Origin of the sequence: Arthrobacter sp. ISL-65, assembly GCF_018613795.1 — a bacterium.
Lineage (GTDB): Bacteria > Actinomycetota > Actinomycetes > Actinomycetales > Micrococcaceae > Arthrobacter.
The window spans coordinates 38,692-60,066 of the sequence record NZ_JAGGPN010000031.1; the positions used below are offsets into that span (position 1 = coordinate 38,692).

The following is a 21,375-nucleotide window of genomic DNA, read 5'->3' on the forward strand; positions in this document are numbered from 1 at the left end:
CACCTCACAATCCACTCATCGTCGAGAAGGGACCGGGCACTCAGCAGCCGGGTCCTGAAAGGAAACACCGTGTCTGCTAAATCCTCCATCGCATCCCCCGCCTTTTCCCGCAGGGGATTCCTCGGCTTCGCTGCCGCTGCGGCTTCCGCTCCCCTCTTGGCAGCATGCGGCGGCGGCTCGGCAAGCCAAGGCGGAGGCGGCGGAGCCAGCGGGACCGTCAAGTTCTGGGATATGCCTTGGGCCACCCCCGCCTACAATGACGCCGCCAAGGGCATTGCCGAGGGTTTCTCCGGTGCTAGCGGCAGCAAGGCCACCTACCAGACCATCCAGTGGAACAACTTTTACCAAACCTTCTCCTCGGCCATCGCGTCCAAGACAGGCCCGGCTGTGTCCACGGGCGGCGGCTTCCAGGCTTTCCAGTTCGAGCAGCAGGGCCAGATCGCCTACGCCGACAAGGCGATCGAGAAGCTCAAGGCCAGCGGCCAGTTCAACGATTTTCTGCCGGGCGTGCTGGATCCGTTCAAGTCGGACAAGGGCTATGTGGCTGTCCCGTGGCAGCTGGACATGCGCGTTTTCTGGTACCGGAAGTCCCTGTTTGAGAAGGCGAACGTTGCCCTGCCGACGGACTGGCCGTCCCTCCTTGAAGCAGGCAAGGCACTGAAGAAGGTCGGTGCCTTCGGCTTCACCACCGGTGCAGGCGCCGGCAACAACTATGCCAACCATTCCATGATCATGATGATGGTCAACAACGGCGGCGGCGTATTCAACAAGGACGGCGAGCTGGACCTGCTCAACGACCGCAACGTCGAGGCCATGGAGTTCGTCCTGGAACTCGTTTCCAACGGCATCGTCGATCCTGCCGCCGTCAGCTACACCACCGACAACATGTCGGCGCAGTGGAAGGACGGCAAAGCAGGCTTCGGCCTTTTCCAAGTGAACGTCCCGGAGCGCGTGGGCGACACGTCCGGCGACCTTCTGGTGGCGGACCCCCTGACCGGACCGCACGGGGACAAGGCGACCATCGTCTTCCCGAACAACATCATGATGTACACCAACACCCCCTCGCAGGACGCTTCCGAGGAGTTCCTGGTGTATTACCTGGGCCAGCTCAAGCAGCTGTGGCAGAAGAAGCTGATGTCTGCACTGCCTGTCTTCAAATCCATCACCGAGCTCCCCGAGTTCGCCGGTGACCCGAACAACGTCAAGATCGTCAAGGATTGGCAGCCCATCGCCAAGACCTTTGCCTCCCAGGGCAACAGTCTGAACGCCAACCTCGCCGCGCTTGATGGCGGACAAGCACTGAACCAGTTCAGCCAGACCATCATCACCGGAAAATCGGATGCCAAAACTGCGCTGCAGGCGTTCCAGTCCGGCCTCGAATCCGTGCTGAAGAAGTAACCGGACTCCCCATGGCTCTGACCACAACCCAGTCCGGCCTGTCCCGCGCCCGCCGGGGGGTTGCCCCCGGCGGGCCCGGGACCGCCCCCGTCAAACGCAGGAGCAAGCTCTCCGCCCAGACCAGCAGGACATTCTTCTGGCTCCTGCTCCCCTCCGTGGTCCTGCTTGTTTTGATCCACGGCTACCCGCTGATCCATGCGGCTGTTCAGGCCACGCACGACGGGAACCTGCTTCAGACCGGCAACTTCGTGGGCGGGGAGAACTTTTCAACCGTGCTGACCTCGCCCGCGTTCTGGAAGGCCGCCCAATTCACGCTCTGGTTCACCATCGTGGGCGTGTTCGGGTCCTGGCTCGTGGGCCTGGGCCTGGCCCTGCTGCTGCGCACCAAGATCCCCGCCGGTGGCACCTTCAAAGTCCTGCTCCTCCTGCCCTGGGTGGTGCCGATCGTGGTGTCCTCCACCGCCTGGAACTGGCTGGTGGCCACCCCGGACAGCCTGATCCCGTCCCTGTTCCGCAACCTCGGACTGGGTACCCCGCTGTTCCTCGCCGACCCCACCCTCGCCTCTATCACGGTCATGGTGTTCAAGGTCTGGGTCAGCTTCCCTTTCATGATGATGATGATCTCGGCCGCGCTGGCCTCCGTAGACAGCACCGTCTACGAAGCGGCCAGCATGGACGGCGCCACCCGCTGGCAGCAGTTCAGCCAGATCACCCTGCCGCTGATCGCCCGTTCCACCTACATCAGCTGGATCCTGATGACGATCTTCTGCGTCAACGACTTCCCCACCATCTACCTGCTGACCGGCGGCGGACCGGTCAGTGCCACCACATCTCTGGTGGTCCTGGCCTACCGGACGGTCTTCCAGGACTTCGCCACCGGTCCCGGCGTGGCCATCGCCTTCCTCATGACCATGACCCTCGTGGTCATCTCGGTCATCCTCTACCGCCAGATCCGAAAGTCGAGCGTCGAATAATGAGCGCAGTCCTCCACGCCCATCCCGAATCCGGTCCCGCGCTCGGCGTCGATGCCGGCAAGCCCCGCAAGGTCCTCTCCGAGGCCGGCCAGCGCGGCCGCTGGTGGCGCTTCACGGCCATCCTGGCTATCACCGCGATCGTGCTGGTGCCCATCGTGGTCACCGTTCTCCTGGCGTTCACCCCCGGACCCAACAGCACCGCCACAGGCCTGACTTTCGAGAACATCAGCAACGTCTTCTCCAAGACGCTTGCCGCGACCTGGCTCAAGAACAGTTTGATTACTACTCTGGCCACCGTCATCATTTCAGTGGCCGTGGCAGCACCGGCCGGCTACGTCCTCTCCCGCGGACGCAGCAAGGCAGTGTCCGGGTATTCACTGCTGCTGTTCGTCATGCAGTCCCTGCCCATCATCACCTCCGTGGTGCCGCTGTTCATCCTGTTCGCCGGCATGGGACTGGTGGACAACCTCATGGGCCTGACCATCATCTATGTCGGCTCCACCATGACCGTGGCCACCTGGATGATGGCCGCGTACTTCGACTCCATCCCGATCAGCCTCGAGGAAGCCTCGTGGATCGACGGCTGCTCAGTCTTCGGCTCCTTCACAAAGGTTGTGCTGCGCAACAGCCTGCCCGGCATCCTCTCCACAGCGATCTTCTCGTTCCTGCTGGCCTGGAACGACTACCTGGTCGCCATCGTGTTCCTCCGGTCCAACGAAATCTTCACCCTGCCCATGGGTGTGCAGTCCTTCTTCCAGCAGAACGCTACGGACTGGACCTCCGTCATGGCCCTCGCCGTGATCATGATGCTGCCGCCTGTCATCGTCTTCGCCACCCTGAACAAATACTTCAGCGTCGGCGGCATCGGCGGATCCCTCGCCGGCCGCTAGCCACGCCCGATTACCGAACCATCCCTGAATACATACAGAACCCGCAAAGGAACAACATGTCTTACTCACTCCAGCTGTACACCCTGCGCAACGCGATCCAGGAGGACCTTCCCGGCACCATCAAGAAGGTCGCAGAGATCGGTTTCACGCAGGTGGAGCCGTACAACTTCGTGGCCACCGCCAAGGAGCTCGGCGCCGCGCTGAAGGAGAACGGCCTCACCGCCCCGTCCGGCCACGCGCCGCTGCTCACCCAGGACCAGGACGAGATCTTCGCCGCCGCCAAGGAACTCGGCATCACCACCGTCATCGACCCCTACCTCCCGGCCGAGCACTGGCAGGACGCGGAGACCATCCAGGCCACCGCTGCCAAGCTCAACGCCGCCGCCAAGAAAGGAGCCGAATACGGCATCCGAGTGGGCTACCACAACCACGCCTGGGAGCTGGAGTCCAGCATCGAGGGCCAGACCGCCCTGGAGTACTTCGAAGGGCTGCTGGACCCCGAACTGGTCCTGGAGGTGGACACCTACTGGGTTGCCGTCGGCGGCCAGGACCCGGTGGACATCCTGGCCAAGCTGGGTGACCGGGTGAAGTTCATCCACATCAAGGACGGTCCGCTGAACACGGACACCAAGGCCCAGCAGCCGGCAGGCCAGGGCAAGATCGCCGTGTGGGACGTCATCGGCGCAGCAAAGTCGCTGGAGGTCGGCGTCGTCGAATTCGACGACTACTCCGGAGACATCTTCGACGGCATCACCCAATCGCTTGCCTTCCTGAACTCTGACTCCGCAAAGGCCGCTGAAGGAGCACAGGCATGAGCACCTCATCCCCCCGCCGCGGACCGGTCGGCGTCGCAGTCATCGGTGCCGGCAACATCAGCAAGCAGTACCTGGACAACCTGACCGTCTTCCCGGACCTCAAGGTCCATGTCATTGCCGACCTCTTCGAGGAGGCGGCCGAGGCGCGGGCCAAGGAATACGGCATCCCGCAGTGGGGCGGCGTGGACCCCGCACTGAACCATCCCGACGTCGAAATCATCGTCAACCTGACCATCCCGGCCGCCCACGTGGAGGTCGCGACGGCGGCGGTGAACGCCGGCAAGCACGTCTGGACCGAGAAGCCGTTCTCGCTGGACCGCGAATCAGGGCTGGGGCTGCTGAAGACCGCCGACGCCGCAGGCATCCGCCTCGGCACCGCGCCGGACACGTTCCTCGGCGCCGGACTCCAGACCGCGCGCAGGCTCATCGAACGCGGCGATATCGGCACCCCGCTCACCGCCATGACCACGTTCCAGACCCCCGGACCGGAGTCCTGGCACCCGAACCCGGCATTCCTCTTCCAGTACGGCGCCGGGCCCCTGTTCGACATGGGCCCGTACTACCTCACCGCACTGGTCCAGACCTTCGGGTCCGTGCGTCGGGTGGCGGCCATCGGCTCCAAAGCCAAGGAAGTCCGCGTCATCGGTTCCGGGCCCAAGCTGGGCGAGGAGTTCACGGTGGACGTCCCCACCCACGTCAGCGCCATGGCCGAGTTTGAAGGCGGCCAGTCCTCGCACAGCGTCTTTTCCTTCGAGTCGCCCCGGCAGCGGATGGGCTTCGTGGAAATCACCGGCACCGAGGCCACCATTTCCCTCCCGGACCCCAACTACTTCGACGGCGACGTGCGGCTCTGGCGCGCCGGCGATGACGAGTGGACAGTTATCCCCGCCACCGGACCGTCCAACGGCCGCGGCATGGGTGTGCTGGACATGGCCCGCTCCATCCGCGCCGGAGTGCCGCACCGCGCCACAGGCAACCTCGCCTACCACGTCCTGGACACCATGGTCTCGATTTCCGAGTCCGTCGAATCCGGCAGCTTCGTCACCGTCGAAAGCTCCGCCCCCGCGTCCCCGGCCCTCCCCGAGGACTGGAACCCCACCGCTTCCACCCTCTAGGAATACCAATGACTTCCCACGAATCCCCCGGTACACCTCCGGGTTCCAAGCGCCCCTTGGGTGTGGCGATGATCGGCTATGCCTTCATGGGCAAGGCCCACTCGAACGCGTGGCGGAACGTCGCGTCCTACTTCGACGTCCCGGCCTTCGAACAGAAAGTGCTCATTGGGCGGGACGCCGGCCAGGTCGCCACGGCCGCGGCAAAGTACGGCTGGGCCGAGTCCGCGACGGAGTGGCGTGCTGTCCTGCAACGGGACGACATCGACATCGTGGACATCTGCGCCCCGGGCTGGATGCACGCCGAGATCGCCATCGCCGCCCTCGAAGCCGGGAAGCATGTGCTCGTGGAGAAGCCACTGGCCAACACCCTCGCCGAGGCCGAGGCCATGACCTCCGCGGCGCAGGCGGCACGCGCGCGAGGGGTGCAGTCCATGGTCGGGTTCAACTACCGCCGCGTGCCCGCCCTGGCACTCGCCCGGGAACTGATCGCGGAGGGCCGCCTTGGCACCGTGCGGCACGTCCGCGCGGCCTACCTGCAGGACTGGCTCGCCGACGCGGAGTCCCCCATGACGTGGCGGCTGAACAAGGAAACCGCCGGGTCCGGTGCCCTCGGGGACATCGCGTCCCATGCGATCGACCAGGTCCTGTTCCTGCTCGGGGACGCCGTCACGGAGGTCTCCGGCCGGCTGCATACTTTCACTCCGGTCCGGCCGGGCAAGCACGGGCCGGAAGAAGTGACGGTCGACGACGCCGCCTGGGTCACGCTGTCTCTCGCCTCCGGGGCCATCGCCTCAGTCGAAGTCTCCCGTGTGGCCACCGGGCAGAAGAACTCCCTGAAACTGGAAATTTACGGCGAGAAGGGCACCATCCTCTTCGACTTGGAGAACCTGAACGAACTAGGTTTCCTGGACGCCACGGCGCCGGCTCGGGAGCAGGGCTTCCGCCGGATCCTGGTCAACGAGCCCGAGCACCCCTACCTGGATGCCTGGTGGCCGCAGGGCCACATCATCGGCTGGGAGCACACCTTCACGCACGAGATCCGCGACTTCCTGGCCGCGATCGGCAGCGGCGAGGCGCCGTCGCCGTCGTTCGAGGAAGGCCTCGCCGTCCAGCGTGTCCTGGCCGCCGTCGAGGAATCCGCCGCAGCGAAAAGCGCCACCATACAGCTCGTCCCGCCCACCGGCGGCGCCGCCGCCACACCAACCGAAGGAGCCTGACCATGCCCCGCCCGTATACCCTGTTCACCGGCCAGTGGGCCGACCTCCCCTTCGAGGAAGTCGCCAAGCTCGCCTCCGGCTGGGGCTATGACGGCCTGGAAATTGCCGTCTCCGGGGACCACCTGGACGCCTGGCGCTGGGACGAACCCGGCTACGTCGACTCCAAACTCGCCATCCTGGACAAATACAACCTCAAGGTCTGGGCCATCTCCAACCACCTCAAGGGCCAGGCCGTCTGCGATGACCCGATCGACTTCCGCCACGAAGCGATCGTCGGCTCCAAGGTCTGGGGCGACGGCGACCCCGAGGGCGTGCGCACCCGCGCCGCCGAGGAAATGAAACACACCGCCCGCCTCGCCAAAGCGCTCGGCGTGGACACCGTCGTCGGGTTCACCGGCTCCTCCATCTGGCAGTACGTCGCGATGTTCCCGCCCGTCCCGGAAAAGGTCATCGACGCCGGCTACCAGGACTTCGCAGACCGCTGGAACCCCATCCTGGACGTCTTCGACGGATGCGGCGTCCGCTTCGCCCACGAGGTCCACCCGAGCGAGATCGCCTACGACTACTGGACCACCGTCCGCACCCTCGAAGCGATCGGGCACCGCGAAGCGTTCGGCCTGAACTGGGACCCCTCCCACTTCATGTGGCAGGGCATCGACCCCGTCTCCTTCATCTGGGACTTCAAGGACCGGATCTATCACGTGGACTGCAAGGACACCAAGCTCCGGTTTACGGGCCGGAACACCGTCATGGGCTCGCACCTGCCCTGGGGCGACCCCCGCCGCGGCTGGGACTTCGTCTCAGCCGGCCGCGGCGACGTCCCCTGGGAATCCTCCTTCCGGGCGCTGACCGCGATCGGCTACACCGGGCCCATCAGCATCGAGTGGGAGGACGCCGGCATGGACCGCCTCCACGGCGCCCCCGAAGCCCTCGCCGCGCTGAAGAAGTTCGACTTCCCCGCCTCCCAGACCAGCTTCGACGCCGCCTTCAGCAGCAAGGACTGACCCGATTTCCCTTTGGAGTTTTTGTACAGATATCGCGAGCAAAAGTGCCTTTTGGGGACGATATCTGTACAAAAACTCCATGGAACATCCCCCGCAGGGAACTGAACTTCCAATCCGAGAGGAAAGCGCAGTGATCCGCACACTTCAGCCCGGCCAGCGGTGTGAGGTCTGGATTGCCTTTATCACCGGCGAGCGCGAACTTGCCTTCGCCACAGAGGACATACTCCTGGAGGCGCCCAACTGGACGCTCGACGGCGAGGCACTGGTCCTCAACGGCGACGGGAAGCTGTGGACCTTCGACGTTGCCGGCCGGACCATCAGCCAGGTCCCGCTCACCGGAATCCCCGGCCTCAACAACGACCATGTCCTCGATCCCGACGGCGAGCACATCTTCCTCTCGGCCAACGACGGCCACATCTACCGGGCGGCCCTGCGCGGCGGCCACGCCACGCGCATCACCAAAGACGACGGCTCCTTCCATTTCCTCCACGGCGTCAGCCCGGACGGCCAGGAACTGGCCTACGTGGGCATGGAAGCCGGTGATTTCACCCAGCCCGGCAGGCTCATGACCATCCCGGCCAGCGGCGGCGCGTCCACGCCCATCAGCGTCGACGGCCACTGCGACGGGCCTGAATACTCCCCGGACGGCGGATGGCTGTACTTCAATGCCGAGGCGTTCACCAGTCAGCCCGGCCACGCCCAGCTGGCACGCGTGCGTGCCGCCGGCGGCAGCAGCGCCGAGCAGTTGCTGGCGAGCCACACCGTCGACTGGTTCCCGCATCTGTCCCCCGACGGCCGCCTGGCCAGCTACATCCGTTTCCCCAGCGGCACGGAAGGGCACCCGGCGGACCTGCCGGTCGACGTCGTATTTGTCTCCACGGATGACTGGGCAGCGCCGCTGCACACGTGGCCCGTCTTCGGCGGGCAGGGGACAATTAACGTCAACAGCTGGTCGCCTGACTCCGCCCGCCTCGCGTACGTGGCCTACCCGATCGCCAACTCCAACCCCGCAAAGGACTAAGCACGTGACCAACCACCCGAATGGCACTTCCGACGGACACATCCGCTGGGGCATCCTCGGCACGGGCTTCATCGCCGGGCTGCAAACACAGGACCTGATCGAGAATGGATTCACCGTCCAGGCCGTCGGCTCCCGCAGCCCGGAATCCAGCAAGGCCTTCGGTGAGAAATACAGCATCCCCACCGCCCACGACAGCTACGAAGCGCTGGTGGCCGACCCGGACGTAGACGTCGTCTACATTGCCACGCCACATCCTTTCCATCATGCGAACGCGCTGCTCGCCCTCAATGGCGGAAAGCACGTTCTGGTGGAGAAGGCGTTCACCATCAACGCCCGCGAAGCGCAGGATATTGTTGACCTGGCCGAGTCCAAGGGCCTCGTAGCGCTGGAGGCCATGTGGAGCCGCTTCCTCCCCCACATGATCCGCCTCCGCGAAATCATCCAGGAGGGCTCGCTCGGGGAAATACGGAAGGTCACGGCCAGCCACAACCAGGACCTCCCCAAGGACCCGGCCCACCGTCTGAACGATCCTGCCTTGGGCGGCGGTGCGCTGCTGGACCTCGGCGTCTACCCCGTTTCCTTTGTCTTCGACGTCCTCGGTGCACCGGTCAGCATCCGGGCCAGCGCCGCGATGACGGCGACAGGCGTGGACCGGCAAACGGCAGCAATCTTCGAGTACCCGGACGGACAGCAGGCGCTCGTGGACTGTGCCCTGGACACTGCTTCAAATAACCGCGCCGCCATCATCGGGACAAAAGGGTGGATCGACATCGAATCCACTTGGTACAACCCCACGCCGTTCACCCGGTTCGATAACCAGGGAAACGTCCTGGAGCGGTTCGATCAGCCCGTCACGAGCAGGGGAATGCAATACCAGGCGGCCGAGATGGAACGCCTCATCAGGGAAGGCGCCACAGCGGGAACGATTCTGCCGCCGAGCGAGAGTGTGGCTGTCATGGCCGCGATGGACGAGATCCGCCGCCAGATCGGCCTCAGCTACGAGGCCGACGCCGGCACCGGAGGGAACCTCCAATGACTGAAACCGTCCACCCCCGCTGGAGTTTTTGTACAGATATCGCGCTCTAATGGGCCTTTTGGGGCCATTATCTGTACAAAAACTCCATGCATGCAGGGCCTACCCGTTCGGCTGAGCCCGCTGCCCCACGACCTGTCCGCCGAGGATCTGTTCGTAGAGCGCCAGGTGGTCGGCCACCATGCGGGCCGAGCTGAAGCGCTGCTCCACCGAGGCGCGGCAGGCTTCCCGGCTGAGGCCGGCGGCTTCGGCGGCGAACGTGGCCAACTGCTCGACGCTGCCGAGGTAGCCCGTGACGCCGTGCTCCACGATTTCCGGAGCAGCACCGGCAGGGGTACCCACAACAGGCGTTCCGGTGGCGAGCGCCTCAATCATCACCAGGCCGAACGGCTCCGGCCACTGGATCGGGTTCAGGAATGCGAGCGCACCACCGACAAGTTGGTATTTCTCGGCGTCGGACAGCGGCCCCGTGAACTCCACACTGGGCCCCAGCACTGGCTTCACGACGTCGTCGAAATAGCCCTGCTCCTCGGGTCCCTGGATCCGGGCGCTGATGCGCAGGGGGATTCCCGCGGCACCTGCGATCTGGATTGCTTCGAGGATGCCCTTGTCCGGTGATAGCCGTCCGACGAAGCACAGGTAACCGCCGTTCCCCTGGCCCACGGGAACGGACGCCACATCCATGCCGTGGTGGATCACCTTCGTCACCGGGACCTCCGGCGAACGGCTCACCTGGTCACGGGAGATCGCAATGATGCCGGTGGTCTTTCCGATGGCGGTGTACAGGTCCACGGCCTGCGGAGCCAGGCGGATGTGGATGGTGGTGACCACCGGGACTCCGGCCGGACGGTGGGCATACAGCGGTCCACTCATGGTGTGGTCGTGGATGATGTCCATGCCTGCCATGCCGTCGTAGGCCCTGATGATGTGGCTCAGCTCCGACAATGCGCGTCCCATGTCCACCGGTGCCGAGGGGCGCATTCGCGGGGCCAGAGGAACCGGGCAGGTGCTGTCGGAAGGCGCGGCAAGCAGGACCTCATGCCCGGCTGCGGCGAATCCGCGCGCAAGGCTGTCCACCACCCGCTCTGTGCCGCCGTACCCGGGCGGCGGAACCGGGATCCACGGTGCCGATATCAATCCAATACGCACTTGAGCCTCCCTCGAAGGTACGGTCTGACCGCCGGGAGTTAGTCCAAACAATATGGCCGGGCCTGCCGCCAAACAAGGGCTGCGTGAAGCCGGGCTCCCAGAGAAGAGTGTTCAGCCGGCGTGACCAAAGCAACTGTCCGCGCAGGAATGCCCGGGAAAGCCCGGGAGTTGTCGCAGGCATGAAGATTGAGATCTGGTCAGACGTCGCCTGCCCCTGGTGCTACATCGGCAAGCGCCGGTTCGAGACCGCCCTTGCCGAGTTCCCGCACCGCGACCAGGTGGAGGTGCAGTGGCGCAGCTACCAGCTGGACCCTAGCGTGCCCGAGCACTACGACGGCACGGAACTGGACTACCTCAGCAAGCGCAAGGGCATGGCCGCTGACCAGGTCACGCAGATGTTCGACCACGTAGCAGCCCAAGCCAAAGGCGAGGGCCTCAACTACCGGTTCGACGCCGTCGTGGTTGCCAACAGCTTCACGGCCCACCGGCTGATCCACCTGGCTGCCGCGCACGGCATGCAGGATGCGGCCAAGGAGCGGCTGCTCAGCGACCACTTCGAGCACGGCAAGGACATCGGCAGCCCCGACTATCTCGCGTCGGTTGGCGCGGATCTGGGCCTCGACGCCGGTCACGTTGCCGAGCTGTTCAGCACCGACAAGTATGCCGATGACGTCCGCCGCGACTTCGCCGAAGCCCGCGCCCTGGGCATCAGCGGCGTTCCGTTCTTCGTGATCGACCGCAAGTACGGACTGTCCGGAGCCCAGCCCGCGGCGAGCTTCACCATGGCCCTTGAACAGGCGTGGCAAGAGTCGCACCCGCTGGTGATGGTCGGCGACAAAGCCGGCGCCAAGACGGATAACGCAGAGGCATGCGGCCCGGATGGCTGCCCCGTCTAGCTCTACGAGTTTTTGTACAGATGTCGTCCCCTGAAGGGCATCTAGCGCCCACTATCCGTACAAAAACTCAGAACGGTTTGGTGACAGACGGCGGTAAAGTGTCCCTATGCCCCGGATTTCGGCCCCCAGCAACGCTGCGCAGCGCGCCGAGACCCAGCGCCGCATCCTGAACGCCTTCGGTGAGCTTCTCTTCTCGCACGGGCTGCCCGGGCTCACTATGACCGACGTCGCCCGGCATGCAGGGATCGGCCGCACGGCTGTCTACAACTATTACGCGGACATCGAAGAGCTCCTGATTGCCTACGCACTCGTGGAGACGGAACGGTTCATGACCGGACTGCGGGAGTCGCTGGCCCGGCTGGACAATCCGGTGGACCGGCTGGCCCTGTACGTGCGGGCCCAAGTGGAGGATCTCAGCCGTCGGCATCTGCCGCCCGGTCCAGCCATGGGCGCCGTCCTCTCGCCGGCGTCGTTCGCCAAGCTGGCCGACCACGTGGGCGGGCTCAGCGACATGCTGCAGGACATTCTTCGCGACGGCATGGACAAGGGTTACTTCCCGGTGGCCGATCCGCTGCAGCAGGCGCAGCTGATCCACGGCACGCTCTCATCCAGCGCGGCCCGCGGCGACGCCTCCGGGGACCTGGAGGAAAGGGTCTCGCGGACCGTCCGCTTCATCCAGTTGGGCGCCGGGGCAAGGTTCGACGACGGCGGCCGCCCCGTCCGCCCGCAGCCGCCGGCCGCTGGGGCCGGCTAAGGATCAGCCGGCCAAAAGCTCAGCCTGCCAGGCTCAGGGCTTGGCGCCCTGGGTGGGCATGACTGGCCACTGCGAATCGTCCGCGACGCGACGGCTTTCCCGCGGGCAGCTGAGCTTGCCCGGCGTCTGATCCACAAGCTGCGGCTTGACCAGGCCGCGGTAGTCCCCAGTCAGGATCACATCCACGCTGCCGTCCTTGCGCCCGTCCTGGAAGTAGTCCGAGCCAGGCAGATTCCGCTGGACGGTGAAGGCCGCCGCCTGTCCGGCAGCACCAGAGACAATGGCCGCCACGCCGCGGTATCCGGTTTCCGTGTTGGCCACCTTGCCGAGAACAAACTTCCTGCCCTTGAACTCATTGGCTGCCGCCTTCGCCAGGCCATTGCGGCTCGTAGCGTTGAGGACGTTCACCGTCACCTTGGCGGGCGGCGTGTAGTCGAAGGTTGTTGCCGGGCAGACGGAGGAGTTCTCCTGGGCCTGGAGAGCGGACGGAAACTTGATCTGCCCGCTCATCACACCCATTGCTCCCATGATCCCAGCAACAATGAGGCCAAGCAGCAGCACGAGCACCACACCGTGCAGGATCCGGCGGCGAAGGCGGCCGGGGTTCTCTGCTTTTTCGTCGTCCTCGACGAACGTGGCCCTGAGCTCGGGGCCGCTAATCACGCGGTGACCGTGGAGGACGGTCACGTCTTTGGGTTTTCTAGCCATCGATCACGAGCACCCTTGCATGTATAGCGGTGCGCTGGTGGAGTGCAGTCCTTACCGCCCGGTGCAGGCCGTCCTCCAGATAGAGGGTGCCCTGGTACTGCACCACGTGGGGAAACAGGTCCCCAAAGAAAGTGGAGTCCTCGGCAAGGAGCGCTTCAAGATCCAGGGTCCGCTTGGTGGTCACAAGTTCATCCAGCCGCACGGGACGGGGCGGAAGGGCCGCCCAGTCTTTGGGGGTACTGAAACCATGGTCGGGGTAAGGGCGTCCCTCGCCCACAGCTTTGAATATCACATTGCAAGCGTAAGCAACTGGCCGGTTCAAGGGAATGTGGAATCAGCGCGCCGCGGGAGGTTGTAGCCAAACAGTAACTATGTGTCACATGCTGGCCGCCACCCGCGGTCCGGGCGGATTGGCCGGTGTCGGCTGACAGAATGGAGCCATGACTGCACCTACTGCGAATGCCGCCCCGGGGTTCGGCGCCCACACGCCGTCCGCACCCGCCCTGGCCCTACTCCTGGACGTTGACGGCCCGGTTGCCAGCCCGGTGACCCGGGATGTGAAACCGGAAATCATTGCCGATTTGGTGGCCCTCGCGAACGCCGGAGTGCCGGTCATCTTCAACACCGGGCGCTCGGATGCATTCATCCGTAAGCAGGTCATGGAGCCCATGATCGCCGCCGGAATGCCGGGCGGAACGCTGATCCACGCCATCTGCGAAAAAGGTGCGGTGTGGTTCAGCTACACCGCGGCCGGCCCCGGACCCATCCACGTGGACCACGAGCTTGCCGTGCCGGCAGCCTACGGCGACGATGTCCGGCGCATGGTGGCTGAGGACTACTCGGCCCACATGTTCTTCGACGAAACCAAGCGCGCCATGGTGTCGGTGGAGCAGCACATTGAGGTGCCCAGCAGTGAGTACCTCGCCGAGCAGAAGCTGTTTGATGCCGAGGCGATGGAGCTGATGGAGCGCCACGGCCTGGGCGTCGTGCGGCTGGACCACCATGCACCTAACTCCGACGATGAGATCGACTACCGCGTGGACCCCACCATCATTTCCACGGACATTGAATCGGTGCGGCTGGGCAAGGACCTCGGAGCGAGCCGCGCCGTGGAGCTGCTGGCGGCCCAGGGCATCACGCCGCAGGCGTGGCGGACGGTAGGTGATTCCCGCACGGACTACGCCATGGCCGACTGGCTGCACCACAACGACCACGCGGTGAAGCACGTCGACGTCAGGCCTGCGGACGGCGTCCCGGCCAAGCCCTACGACGTGCTCACCGCCGCCGACCTGGGCCTGCAGGAAACGGTCATTCACGACGACGCCGGGGCGGCGTTCCTGTCCAGCTGGCGGCAGGCTCTCCTCGACTAAGCCCGCTGCCGCGGCCCCGACGGCCAGACGATAGCTCAGACGGCCAGACCATACAGGCCGGGCCACCGCCCGGCCGCCTGCCCGGCATGTTTTCCCGGCAGGACTATCATGCAAGTAAGACTTCACCCCTAGCAGCATGGGAGAAACACCATTACCGACGTGACGGTTCAGGACGACATTTACTACGGCGGTCAGGCCGAGGACGTACCCGCACTCGCGGAAGCAACGTCGCCGGCGGCTGTGGCGCGCCTCAAACACCGCCCCGACGTCGTCCGCCGATCAGGCCGGTATGCGCTGATCAACGACACCCGGACGCCCTACCAGGCCATGGTGGAGGACCTGCTCTTCCTGCGGAACGTGCTGGACGCGACCGGGCTGGATTACCTGCTGGTCCGGGGCAACAACGACCGTCCCGTGATCGCCCTTGACTGGAAGGACCGCAAAAAGCTGCGGTCCGCCCTCGTGGACGCGTGCCGGAACGAGCCGTTCTACTCCATGACCGTGGACGCGAAGAAGAAAACGTCCGTCCTGGTGGCCGACGGCGAGCTCTCCGTCAACCGGCAGGCGCGCATCTTCCGGCTGTACCGCCCGCGGGTTGAACCCGAGGGCGGCTTCGAATTCGGTGCGTCCGCCGGCGTCCAGGTGGAGCTGTGGAGCTTCCTGGGCAACGAAGTGATCCTCCCGATCGAGAACTCCCTGACCCGCCGCACCATGATGGCCCACGACGCCGTCCGCGGAACGGTGGAGCGCTACGGCCACACCTGGCCCACCATCGAGAACATGTTCGCTGACCACGCGAGCGACATCAGCTTCGACATCGACATGGTCTTCTCCTGGGTGGACGGCAGCTCCCCGGAGTACATCGCCGCCCGCCGCGCCCGCATGGCGGGAGCTGTCCTGGGCGAGGGTGACGACCACGAGGCGCGCTACCGGCAGATCAACGAGCTCAAATATGCGCTCCGGTCGGTCTACATGTTCGCCCCCTGGGTCCGCCGCATCTTCATCGCCACCGACTCCCCCGCCCCGGAATGGCTGGCCGACCACCCGTCAGTGACCATCGTCCGGAGCGAGGAGTTCTTCGCCGACCCGTCGGTGCTGCCCACCCACAACTCCCAGGCCGTGGAGTGCCAGCTGCACCACATCGAAGGCCTCTCCGAGCACTTCCTCTACTCCAACGACGACATGTTCTTCGGGCGGCCGGTGGGCCCGGACATGTTCTTCACGCCGGGCGGGATCACCAAGTTCATCGAGGCGGAGACCCGCATCGGCCTCGGCGAGAACGACGCCGAACGCAGCGGCTTCGAGAACGCGGCCCGGGTCAACCGAAAGCTGCTCTGGAACCGCTTTGGTCGGATCACCACGCGCCATCTGGAACACTCGGCCGCGCCGCTGCGCCGGAGCCTCGTAGCCCAGATGGAGCAGGAGTTCCCCGCGGAGTTCGCGAAGACCGCTGCCAGCACGTTCCGGGCCGCAGACAACATCTCCGTCACAAATTCCTTCTACCACTACTACGCACTGCTGACCGGGCGGGCCGTGACCCAGACGGCGGCCAAGGTGAGGTACGTGGACACCACGCTCCGGTCGGGACTGAACTACCTGCCCAAGCTGCTGACCAAGCGCAACATGGACTTCTTCTGCCTCAATGACGGCAGCTTTCCGGAGGTCCCAGCCGATGAGCGGGCGGACCTTGTCACGGAGTTCCTGGAGAGGTACTACCCCATCAAGGCGCCCTGGGAAATATAAGCTCCTAAATCGCAGAAGAACCCCACCGGATCACCGGCGGGGTTCTTCTGTCTGTGCTCCCTATTTCCGCGTGAGCACGGGACGTTTGGCCCCTTCCGGGATGCGGATTCCGGCTGCAGCCAGGCGGCGTTCCGTCTCCTCCGGGGTGACATACTCGCCCACGGTGGGAGTGACGCCCAGCGGCACCACGGAATGCACCACCGTGTGCTCGTAAACGTGCACCAGGTTGAAGGCCTGGCCGCCGTCGCGGCCTCGGGTGCCACCCTGCGGAACGTTCAGGTCCTGGGTGTAGCACGTGGCTGAGGCCACGGACACTGGGATGCCGGCGAAGCTCGCCGTCGTGGAGTAATGGAGGTGCCCGGCCAGGATGCTGCGGACATCCGAGTTCCGGACCACGGCCGCCAGGGACGCCTGGTCGCGGAGTTCCACCAGCACGGACAGGTCCAGCACCGACGGAACCGGCGGATGGTGCAGCGCCAGGATCGTCCCGTCCGGTGCGGGGGTCTCCAGTTGCCCGGCGAGCCAGTCCAGCTGGTTGTCACTGAGTTCGCCGTGGTGGTAACCGGGTACGGACGTGTCCATGGTGATGACCCGCAGCCCGTTGACGTAGTAGCTGTGGTCGACGGGATCGTCGTTGCCCGCCTGGTCGAACAGGCCAGCCCGGAAGTTGGCGCGGTTGTCGTGGTTGCCCATGGCCCAGATGACCTGGGCGCCGAGGTCCTGGCATGCAGGTTCCACGATCGCGCGGAGCTTGGCATACGCCTCGGGGTCGCCCTTGTCTGCCAGGTCGCCAGTGAAAATCACGGCTTCCGGGCGCGCGCGCGAAGCCTGAACCTCGTCGAAAAGCTGGATCAGGCGGGCTTCGCTGTCAACTGCGCCGTATAGGGGGTCCGGACCTCCCAACAGGTGGGGGTCACTCAGGTGGAGTAGAAAATGGCGTGGCCGGGGATGCTCGGCCTCGATGAGCTCCATTGCTGCCTTCGCGGTAGTTAGGAAGCGGGGCGCCTCCTGTGTCCCTCTAAGTACGTTCCATCCAACCAGATAAGAAGCGAACTATGGGGAAACGGGAGTTGGCATGTTGAAAAATTACAACACCGCCGTCGCTTTCGGGCTACCTTCCTCGCTTTCGTTTCTTGCACGGCCATCCCCCGATGGCCATTTCGTTAGTTTGCCGCGCATTGTTTGATTTGCAGAGATAGACGCGGAGACGGGAGTCCGCCGCCTGTTCCGGGCGGAATGCTCTTTCGGAACGTACCCGGCTTACCGCGCCTCGGGCAGAGTGAAAGGAGGACGCCGACGCACTGCGGCGCGTGGGGCAAGCGCCCAGCAGACCAGGGAGAGCCCGCACATCCACATTCGGAGGATGCGTCCGTTGCCGGCACCGCATCCCCCGAAGGGCATCCGAAACCCGGGCGGGTTCCGTCGTGTGTCGGCGGAATCGTTTGGAGGGAAGTCACATCGTGCTCTCTCGCCGGGTGCATGGCTGTCACTAATGACAACGGCTTTGGCTTCCGTTGCATTCCCTGACCTCCTGACCAGTTAGATTCACCCAGTAAAGCGAACAGCCCGACAGCGGCTGCCCTCTACCGCTTACGGCGCCGCCGCGGGCTCCGCGGTCGGCACAGCTTCCGCTGCTGCCTTCGCTTCTGCCACGGCAGCATCCTCGATTGGCGCAGCACTTGGCAATGTGGCGGTTGCCGGTGCCGAAGGGGGAGCTGGCACCGGTGCAGGCGCTACCGGTGCAGGCGCTACCGGTGCGGGCACTACCGGAGCGGGCACTACCGGAGCGGGCACTACCGGAGCGGGCACTACCGGTGCGGGCACTACCGGTGCGGGCACTACCGGTCCAGGCACTACCGGTGCGGGCACTACCGGTGCGGAGGGCACGGCCGGTTCGGCGGGTGCCGGTGGCGCGGGCTCGGTCGGAACTGCCGGCTCGGTGGGCGGCGGGTCAGCCGGCGGCGCCGGCTCAGTGGGTGGCGGCGCGGGCTCGGTCGGTGCCGGTGGCTCGGGCACTGCCGGAACTACCGGCTCGGTGGGCGGGTCAGCCGGCGGCACAGGTGTCGCAGTGGGCGGCGCGGGAGCGGGAGCGGGCGCGGGAGCGGGCGCGGGAGCCGGTTTCGGCTTCGGGGTCGGAGTAGGAGTCGGGGCCGGCTTCGGCTTGGCTGTCGCGGGAGGCGTCAGCTTCGGCGGCGTCGGTTGGGGACTTGTAGTAACGGTCGATGTTTCCGCTGGGCTGAAGGAAGAGGAACCGGAGAACGATGAGCTGGCAACCAAGGTGGGCCGCACAGCAGTTGCCCGGCCAGCGCGAGGGTAGGCCATTGCAGCTGCAGTCACGGGTGTCAGGCCGTCGTCGGTGTTGCCCGGCCCGCTGTTGCCCGGGATGTTAGGGATAGCCCACCCATACGTGCTGGCAGCGCCGCCTGCGAAGCTGGTAAACACAGCGGGTGTCAGTTGGTCGGTCTGCCGGATGGGCAGCAGGGTCCACTTGAGGGGATCCTCGTGCTGTCCGTTCTTGATGACCTCGAAGTGCAGGTGGCAGCCGGTGGAGGATCCGGTGGTGCCCACCTCCGCGATGATCTCGCCTACCCGAACCTGGTCGCCCTTTTCGACGGCGATGCCCTGCAGGTGGTTGTACGTGGTGATCAGGCCATTGCCGTGGTCGATCTCCACCCTGTTGCCCCCGCCCCAGGGGTGCCATCCGGCGGCCCGGACCACGCCGCCGTCGGCTGCGTAAACGCGGGTGCCGCAGGCGGCTGCGTAGTCCTGGCCCCAGTGGAATTCACCCGACTCGCCGGTGATCGGGCTGTGCCGCAGGCCGAACGGGGAACTTGGCCTGAGGACTTCCAAGGGCGCCATGAGGAAGCCGGCTCCGGGCCGCTTAAGCGCGGTGGAGGCCACACCCGGAGATTTGGCGGCGCCCGTCTTGGTTGCCTTGACTTTGGAGTTGGACACGGTGTGTCCGGTGGGAGCCTTAGCCGGCGCGGCAATGGTGGACCCGCTGATCGGGTACGCGGGCAGGGTGGTGTCGGGATCGAGGAGCCCGGGACCCACGACGCCCGAGGGAGGTGCAATTGGGACGGCAGCACCCACGGGCTGCTGGATGGACGTGGCCGGTCCCTGGAATCCGAAGGCGAAGACGGAGAAGCCGACAACCACCGCCGCGGATAGGCTCCGCAAGGCGATCCGGCCCGGGCCGATCACCCTCGGTGAGTGCTTGTGTCCCCCGTGATTTGCCACAGAATTCTCCTGAATAAGTACCCGTCAAACTCCTATCTCGACGAGCGTGTCCTCCATTGTGGCCACAGGCTCAAGAGCGGCGAAACCCCTAAAACTGGGGGTCAGCCCGTAAGAATCCATAGGCTTTTAACGAGTGCTGCCTTGGTACTGGCTGCACGGTTGACCGCGTTCCATGTCGGGGCGCAGGAGGGTTAGGGCTTTTCCGCCGGCCAGGCGGAAAAACTTCTGATAATCAAGGTGTGCGGTGGTGTGTCCGGCCTTGATGCCGTAGATATAGATTGGTTCCTCCGCTTACCCGGCCCGCCTCGGCGCGCGAGAATGAAATATGCGGACTTTCCTGAGGAAATGGCAAGCGGAACTGAAGCGTACGCTAACCGGCAGCCCGGATGCGCTGCCGGACTGGTCGCGGAAGTTTGCCCAGGGCGACGACCCCGGGTATTTCCTTCCCGGCTCTGCGGTCTGGGCCGTCCATGGCGGCGTGCCAACCATCGTCGGCGGCATCCGGTCCCTGTTGATGCAGACACTTCACCCCGCAGTCCTCGCCGGAGTCCACGACCATTCAAATTTCCGTGAGGACACCCTGGGCCGGCTGGCCCGAACCACTGCCTGGATCCACGCCGTCACGTACGGATCCACGGCTGAAGCCCGGGCCGCAATCGAGAGGGTGGTCCGGCTGCACGGCTCCGTCAGCGGCAAGTATGTCGATGGCGACGGCACCCTCCAGAAGTACTCCGCCAACGATCCTGAGCTGCTCCGCTGGGTGCACATCACGTTCACGGACTCGTTTCTCCGGACTCATGAACTGTGGGACGGCCCCATTCCGGGAGGCCCGGATGCCTACGTGCGTGAGTGGGCGCAGGCGGGCAAGCTCATGGGAGTGGAATCCCCGCCGGAGAGCAAGGCCGCCCTCGTCCGGGAGCTCGCAGAATGGTCTGCCGCAGGCACGCTCCGCTGCGACGAACGGGTCGCCGAAACAGTCGCGTTCATCAGGAATCCGCCCCTACACCCCCTGCTGAAACCGGGTTACCGAGTGCTGTTCGAGGCCGCCGTCCTGAGTTTGGAGCCTGATTACCGCCGGCTGCTTGGCATGCGTACTGCCCGGCTGGGCCCGCTGCCGCTGCCGGTGAGCCTGGCCGCCCGAGCAACCCTCGCCGTAGTGCGCCTCGCACTGGGGCCGGCCAGCCCCAGCCAGCTAGCCGCCCGCGAGCGGCTCCAGAGGCTGGGCGTGACGTAACTCCATCCCGCAACCGGGGCAGGAAAGCAGAAAAACCCGGTCCTGACGATGTCAGAACCGGGTTTCCCAATGGCGGAGAATGGGGGATTTGAACCCCCGAGGGCGTTAACCCAACACGCGTTCCAGGCGTGCGCCATAGGCCGCTAGGCGAATTCTCCAGCTGCTCTTGAACCAAAAGCAGATACTAGAATACCTGAAGTTTCCGGCATCTCCCAATCGGCCGGATCCGCCCCCGCCACAGGCCTCCTCCGGGGCTGTTGTGGCGCGGCCAGCCAAGGCGCAGGGACGCCCCGAAACGAATGGCAGGATGGTGCCATGTCCCAGCTGCATGCGCTCGTGGTGTACGTCCCCGATTCCCACGCCGAGGCGGTACGCATCGCCATCGGAGATGCCGGCGCCGGCAGGCTGGGCGACTACTCGCACTGCTCCTTCACGTCGCCGGGAACGGGACGTTTTACCCCCTTACCCGGGGCCCGGCCCTACATCGGCACGGCCGGTGAGCCGGAAGAGGTTTCCGAGGTCCGGGTCGAGTGCATCGTGGAAGAGGACGTGCTCGACGCCGTCGTACAGGGATTGCGGCGGGCCCACCCCTATGAGGAGCCGGCGTTCATGAGCTGGCCCGTGAACGGGCACCGCTAAGACGACGGCGGTGCCCGCCGCTGCCCCATCGGAGCCGATTCGGGCCACGCCCAAAGTTCGGGTAAAGTATCTGACGGCCCCTCATGTGGCGTCATCCTGTTGAACTCCCCCAGGACCGGAAGGTAGCAAGGGTAGATGGGCTCTGGCGGGTGCATGAGGGGTCTCTTATTTAATG

Annotated in this window: 20 protein-coding genes, 1 tRNA gene and 1 other RNA gene; 16 read left to right on the forward strand and 6 right to left on the reverse strand. The window is 65.4% G+C overall.

Features of this window, described 5'->3' with window-relative positions:
* Positions 1 to 69 precede the first annotated feature (69 nt).
* The 9 genes from J7I85_RS13135 (at position 70) to J7I85_RS13175 (ending at position 9,470) form a co-directional block, all read left to right on the forward strand.
* Positions 70 to 1,398 (forward strand): extracellular solute-binding protein, encoded by a 1,329-nt coding sequence (locus tag J7I85_RS13135; RefSeq protein WP_214852344.1) that lies wholly within the window; start codon positions 70 to 72, stop codon positions 1,396 to 1,398.
* Positions 1,399 to 1,409: 11 nt separating this feature from the next.
* Entirely contained in the window at positions 1,410 to 2,372 is a 963-nt protein-coding gene (locus tag J7I85_RS13140) for a carbohydrate ABC transporter permease (protein ID WP_214852346.1), read from the forward strand.
* The gene (locus J7I85_RS13145) at positions 2,372 to 3,262 is read left to right on the forward strand and encodes a carbohydrate ABC transporter permease (protein WP_214852348.1); all 891 of its coding nucleotides are present in this window, start codon (positions 2,372 to 2,374) and stop codon (positions 3,260 to 3,262) included. Before J7I85_RS13140 ends, J7I85_RS13145 begins: the two co-directional genes overlap by 1 nt.
* A 56-nt stretch (positions 3,263 to 3,318) precedes the next feature.
* Positions 3,319 to 4,077, forward strand: coding sequence for a sugar phosphate isomerase/epimerase (locus J7I85_RS13150; RefSeq protein ID WP_214852350.1), 759 nt, complete (start codon positions 3,319 to 3,321; stop codon positions 4,075 to 4,077).
* A complete protein-coding gene (locus J7I85_RS13155; protein WP_214852351.1) occupies positions 4,074 to 5,192 on the forward strand; it encodes a Gfo/Idh/MocA family protein in 1,119 nt (372 codons plus the stop codon). The genes J7I85_RS13150 and J7I85_RS13155 overlap by 4 nt, the downstream gene beginning before the upstream one ends.
* An 8-nt stretch (positions 5,193 to 5,200) precedes the next feature.
* Positions 5,201 to 6,409 (forward strand): Gfo/Idh/MocA family protein, encoded by a 1,209-nt coding sequence (locus J7I85_RS13160; protein WP_214852353.1) that lies wholly within the window; start codon positions 5,201 to 5,203, stop codon positions 6,407 to 6,409.
* Between the two features lie 2 nt (positions 6,410 to 6,411).
* On the forward strand, positions 6,412 to 7,413 hold the full coding sequence (locus tag J7I85_RS13165; protein WP_214852354.1) for a sugar phosphate isomerase/epimerase: 1,002 nt from the start codon (positions 6,412 to 6,414) through the stop codon (positions 7,411 to 7,413).
* A 130-nt stretch (positions 7,414 to 7,543) separates the two neighbouring features.
* Positions 7,544 to 8,434, forward strand: coding sequence for a biopolymer transporter Tol (locus J7I85_RS13170; protein WP_214852356.1), 891 nt, complete (start codon positions 7,544 to 7,546; stop codon positions 8,432 to 8,434).
* 4 nt (positions 8,435 to 8,438) lie between these two features.
* On the forward strand, positions 8,439 to 9,470 hold the full coding sequence (locus J7I85_RS13175; protein ID WP_214852358.1) for a Gfo/Idh/MocA family protein: 1,032 nt from the start codon (positions 8,439 to 8,441) through the stop codon (positions 9,468 to 9,470).
* 99 nt (positions 9,471 to 9,569) lie between these two features.
* Here the strand turns inward: J7I85_RS13175 and J7I85_RS13180 are convergent, their stop codons facing one another.
* Positions 9,570 to 10,616, reverse strand: a complete 1,047-nt coding sequence (locus J7I85_RS13180) for a glycosyltransferase family 4 protein (protein ID WP_214852360.1) — start codon at positions 10,614 to 10,616, stop codon at positions 9,570 to 9,572.
* A 179-nt stretch (positions 10,617 to 10,795) separates the two neighbouring features.
* Between J7I85_RS13180 and J7I85_RS13185 the strand changes: the two genes are divergently transcribed.
* Together J7I85_RS13185 and J7I85_RS13190 are read left to right on the forward strand one after the other, a co-directional pair.
* Positions 10,796 to 11,512, forward strand: coding sequence for a DsbA family oxidoreductase (locus tag J7I85_RS13185; RefSeq protein WP_214852362.1), 717 nt, complete (start codon positions 10,796 to 10,798; stop codon positions 11,510 to 11,512).
* Positions 11,513 to 11,618: 106 nt separating this feature from the next.
* Positions 11,619 to 12,266 carry a TetR/AcrR family transcriptional regulator gene (locus J7I85_RS13190; RefSeq protein ID WP_214852364.1) on the forward strand — a complete coding sequence of 216 codons (648 nt, stop codon included), beginning with the start codon at positions 11,619 to 11,621 and terminating at the stop codon, positions 12,264 to 12,266.
* A 33-nt stretch (positions 12,267 to 12,299) separates the two neighbouring features.
* On the opposite strand, the gene J7I85_RS13195 is transcribed toward J7I85_RS13190, so the two are convergent.
* Both J7I85_RS13195 and J7I85_RS13200 read right to left on the reverse strand, forming a co-directional pair.
* Positions 12,300 to 12,974 carry a LytR C-terminal domain-containing protein gene (locus J7I85_RS13195; protein WP_214852366.1) on the reverse strand — a complete coding sequence of 225 codons (675 nt, stop codon included), beginning with the start codon at positions 12,972 to 12,974 and terminating at the stop codon, positions 12,300 to 12,302.
* Positions 12,967 to 13,266 (reverse strand): type II toxin-antitoxin system VapB family antitoxin, encoded by a 300-nt coding sequence (locus J7I85_RS13200; RefSeq protein WP_043417724.1) that lies wholly within the window; start codon positions 13,264 to 13,266, stop codon positions 12,967 to 12,969. Before J7I85_RS13200 ends, J7I85_RS13195 begins: the two co-directional genes overlap by 8 nt.
* A gap of 148 nt (positions 13,267 to 13,414) precedes the next feature.
* On the opposite strand from J7I85_RS13200, the gene J7I85_RS13205 reads away from it, so the two are divergent.
* Together J7I85_RS13205 and J7I85_RS13210 are read left to right on the forward strand one after the other, a co-directional pair.
* Complete coding sequence (locus tag J7I85_RS13205) at positions 13,415 to 14,344, forward strand: hypothetical protein (RefSeq protein ID WP_214852368.1); 930 nt, start codon at positions 13,415 to 13,417, stop codon at positions 14,342 to 14,344.
* A 159-nt stretch (positions 14,345 to 14,503) separates the two neighbouring features.
* A complete protein-coding gene (locus J7I85_RS13210; RefSeq protein ID WP_214852370.1) occupies positions 14,504 to 16,087 on the forward strand; it encodes a stealth conserved region 3 domain-containing protein in 1,584 nt (527 codons plus the stop codon).
* Between the two features lie 60 nt (positions 16,088 to 16,147).
* Here J7I85_RS13210 and J7I85_RS13215 read toward each other — a convergent pair whose 3' ends face one another.
* Both J7I85_RS13215 and J7I85_RS13220 read right to left on the reverse strand, forming a co-directional pair.
* Positions 16,148 to 17,059 (reverse strand): phosphodiesterase, encoded by a 912-nt coding sequence (locus J7I85_RS13215; RefSeq protein ID WP_214852371.1) that lies wholly within the window; start codon positions 17,057 to 17,059, stop codon positions 16,148 to 16,150.
* Between the two features lie 618 nt (positions 17,060 to 17,677).
* Positions 17,678 to 19,327 carry a M23 family metallopeptidase gene (locus J7I85_RS13220; protein WP_308159479.1) on the reverse strand — a complete coding sequence of 550 codons (1,650 nt, stop codon included), beginning with the start codon at positions 19,325 to 19,327 and terminating at the stop codon, positions 17,678 to 17,680.
* A 325-nt stretch (positions 19,328 to 19,652) separates the two neighbouring features.
* On the opposite strand from J7I85_RS13220, the gene J7I85_RS13225 reads away from it, so the two are divergent.
* On the forward strand, positions 19,653 to 20,561 hold the full coding sequence (locus J7I85_RS13225) for an oxygenase MpaB family protein (RefSeq protein WP_214852372.1): 909 nt from the start codon (positions 19,653 to 19,655) through the stop codon (positions 20,559 to 20,561).
* 70 nt (positions 20,562 to 20,631) lie between these two features.
* Here the strand turns inward: J7I85_RS13225 and J7I85_RS13230 are convergent.
* A tRNA-Ser gene (locus J7I85_RS13230) sits at positions 20,632 to 20,719 on the reverse strand.
* A 157-nt stretch (positions 20,720 to 20,876) separates the two neighbouring features.
* On the opposite strand from J7I85_RS13230, the gene J7I85_RS13235 reads away from it, so the two are divergent.
* Positions 20,877 to 21,200 (forward strand): hypothetical protein, encoded by a 324-nt coding sequence (locus J7I85_RS13235; protein WP_214852373.1) that lies wholly within the window; start codon positions 20,877 to 20,879, stop codon positions 21,198 to 21,200.
* Between the two features lie 72 nt (positions 21,201 to 21,272).
* An RNA gene (ffs, locus tag J7I85_RS13240) (signal recognition particle sRNA small type) lies at positions 21,273 to 21,369 on the forward strand.
* Positions 21,370 to 21,375: the final 6 nt, after the last annotated feature.

Bases quoted from the DNA above. Each gene is read 5' to 3' on its own strand.
- J7I85_RS13140 (WP_214852346.1), top strand. From the start codon at position 1,410: ATGGCTCTGACCACAACCCAGTCCGGCCTGTCCCGCGCCCGCCGGGGG.
- J7I85_RS13145 (WP_214852348.1), top strand. From the start codon at position 2,372: ATGAGCGCAGTCCTCCACGCCCATCCCGAATCCGGTCCCGCGCTCGGC.
- J7I85_RS13150 (WP_214852350.1), top strand. From the start codon at position 3,319: ATGTCTTACTCACTCCAGCTGTACACCCTGCGCAACGCGATCCAGGAG.
- J7I85_RS13155 (WP_214852351.1), top strand. From the start codon at position 4,074: ATGAGCACCTCATCCCCCCGCCGCGGACCGGTCGGCGTCGCAGTCATC.
- J7I85_RS13160 (WP_214852353.1), top strand. From the start codon at position 5,201: ATGACTTCCCACGAATCCCCCGGTACACCTCCGGGTTCCAAGCGCCCC.
- J7I85_RS13165 (WP_214852354.1), top strand. From the start codon at position 6,412: ATGCCCCGCCCGTATACCCTGTTCACCGGCCAGTGGGCCGACCTCCCC.
- J7I85_RS13185 (WP_214852362.1), top strand. From the start codon at position 10,796: ATGAAGATTGAGATCTGGTCAGACGTCGCCTGCCCCTGGTGCTACATC.
- J7I85_RS13190 (WP_214852364.1), top strand. From the start codon at position 11,619: ATGCCCCGGATTTCGGCCCCCAGCAACGCTGCGCAGCGCGCCGAGACC.
- J7I85_RS13195 (WP_214852366.1), bottom strand. From the start codon at position 12,974: ATGGCTAGAAAACCCAAAGACGTGACCGTCCTCCACGGTCACCGCGTG.
- J7I85_RS13205 (WP_214852368.1), top strand. From the start codon at position 13,415: ATGACTGCACCTACTGCGAATGCCGCCCCGGGGTTCGGCGCCCACACG.
- J7I85_RS13215 (WP_214852371.1), bottom strand. From the start codon at position 17,059: ATGGAGCTCATCGAGGCCGAGCATCCCCGGCCACGCCATTTTCTACTC.
- J7I85_RS13225 (WP_214852372.1), top strand. From the start codon at position 19,653: ATGCGGACTTTCCTGAGGAAATGGCAAGCGGAACTGAAGCGTACGCTA.
- J7I85_RS13235 (WP_214852373.1), top strand. From the start codon at position 20,877: ATGTCCCAGCTGCATGCGCTCGTGGTGTACGTCCCCGATTCCCACGCC.